This is a genomic window from Endozoicomonas atrinae (assembly GCF_001647025.1).
In the GTDB taxonomy this organism is placed as follows: Bacteria; Pseudomonadota; Gammaproteobacteria; order Pseudomonadales; family Endozoicomonadaceae; genus Endozoicomonas; species Endozoicomonas atrinae.
Genome location: NZ_LUKQ02000509.1, coordinates 1 through 1771 on the forward strand (window position 1 = coordinate 1; position 1771 = coordinate 1771).

Consider the following 1771-nt stretch of genomic DNA (forward strand, 5'->3'; position numbering starts at 1 on the left):
GATCGGTTTGCTTGTCCTGCTCGTCCTCTTGCTCTGCAAAAGCGGCAGGGGCGTCCGTAGTCAGACCCATAAGGGCTGCCAGTTCGGCATCGGTTTCCTGATCCAGTTTTTCGGCATCAATGGCCATTTCACTCTCCCTGTGGGGCTCGTTGGCTTGTCCACTTGGTTGCGCCTGTGAAAGTCCGTGGGGCTCTGGGCTTGTCCATGTTCTTTCAGGCATTGTTCGCCGCCCGCTTTCCGCTGCCCGCCACCCGTAAAAGACAGTAGATGTGCTTTTTCGGGAAGCGGGGAGCGGAAAGCGGGAGGCGATGAAAAATCATTGTTGTAGGTAAGTGCGTGATCGCTGCGCCAGTTGCATCAGATCACTGAGTTCCTGAGTCTTACCCTGCAGGATGCGCAATTCGGTTGAATCCCGGGCGTGGGACATTTTCTCCAGCAGTTCCGCCCGGCGACGTTGCAGGTGCTCGACCAGCGTCTGGTAATCCGGGTTGCCTTCCAGCCGAAGGATCGCGTCCGCCTCCTGGCTGGTCAGGTGCATTGGGTTGTGCATAGAGTTCTTCCTCGGGCCTCAGGGCTTTATCCGGATCAATATCCAGGGATTTCAGGTATTCGTTATAGAGATAGCGGTGGTCAGTCATCGGCCCCAGTACCGGATTCATGCTGACATTCAGGGCATTCATCATCCGCTCTGACTGAAGCTCTTTGGCCACCAACGCGGCACTGCCCATGGCCACAACATCCAGATCGCCCCGCTTGGCGTCTTCGCTGTCGCTCCAGCGCATGGCGAAATTGAACAGGCTATCGATCAGGGGAACCGTTGCGTAGTCGTCTATATTTTTCACTACGCTCTTCAGGGCTACATTGGCAGCTGTCATCAGCATACTCATGCCGCTGGCAGTCTTATTCAGGTTTTGAGTCTGTTCGCCGTGGGTGTAGCTCGGGAGTGACGTTTCTTCATCCGCAAAGCGCCGGAACAGTTCAAAGATGCCGGACAGGTCTTTCTGGTTGCTCTGGATATTGATGGCCTGAATCATCGGACCTTCACCGGCTTCACCGTCATAAAACCAGAGTCGGTAGGGGTAAATTTTCTTGGCATCTTCCAGACTCATCCCTTCCGGAAATTTGCTCACATCCATCTGGAACATCGGACCAGCGGTGAGGGCTGCATTGTCCAGCAGGGCTCTGCCGGTGGAGTTCATCACATCCTGGCTGTCGTTCATCATGTAGGGGATGCCGATGCCCCAGAACCGGTGCAGCACACTTTCGTAGGGAACAAACTTGTAGGGGATCGCTTCCGGCTTCAACGGGTTGAGCCGTGCCATGATCATCCGGCCATCGCAGATCCAGATGTTGGCCTGGTACTCGGCCTGCTCATCGATGTCATCAACGCCGTATTCCTTCAGCTGCTGGCCATCCACCGGCCCCCAGTACTCAAGGACATCAAAACGGTTAGGTGTAACATGCTGCTCATCGTTGTCGTTGATATTACGCAGCTCCCGTTCGTAATCTTCAGGGACATGGTTTCCCTGGGGAGACTCCATAAGAATGGCGTGAATGGTCTCGGTCTCAAAACCGTGACTCCCTGCCAGTTCCCGTAGCTCATGTTTGGTCAGCACATGGCGGCGGAACAGATCGTTGGGCTTACCGGGATCGTGGGAATAGGGATCGGGAAACAGATCAAAGACACTGGCCCATTCAATATCCGGCTCAATGCTCTGGCGCTCGATCAGTTTCCACTCATCCCCCTCACTCTCCCACTTCTCATGGTTGC

The 1771-nt window shown here is 55.1% G+C and carries 2 protein-coding genes; both read right to left on the reverse strand.

Translation table 11 applies throughout. The features are described 5' to 3' along the window. The coding region (locus AK963_RS32765) for a hypothetical protein (protein WP_139117753.1) at positions 1-220 on the reverse strand (220 nt) is incomplete at its 3' end. Positions 221-380: 160 nt separating this feature from the next. Then, a partial coding sequence (locus AK963_RS33915; protein ID WP_175404711.1) for a portal protein occupies positions 381-1771 on the reverse strand: 1391 nt, incomplete at its 5' end.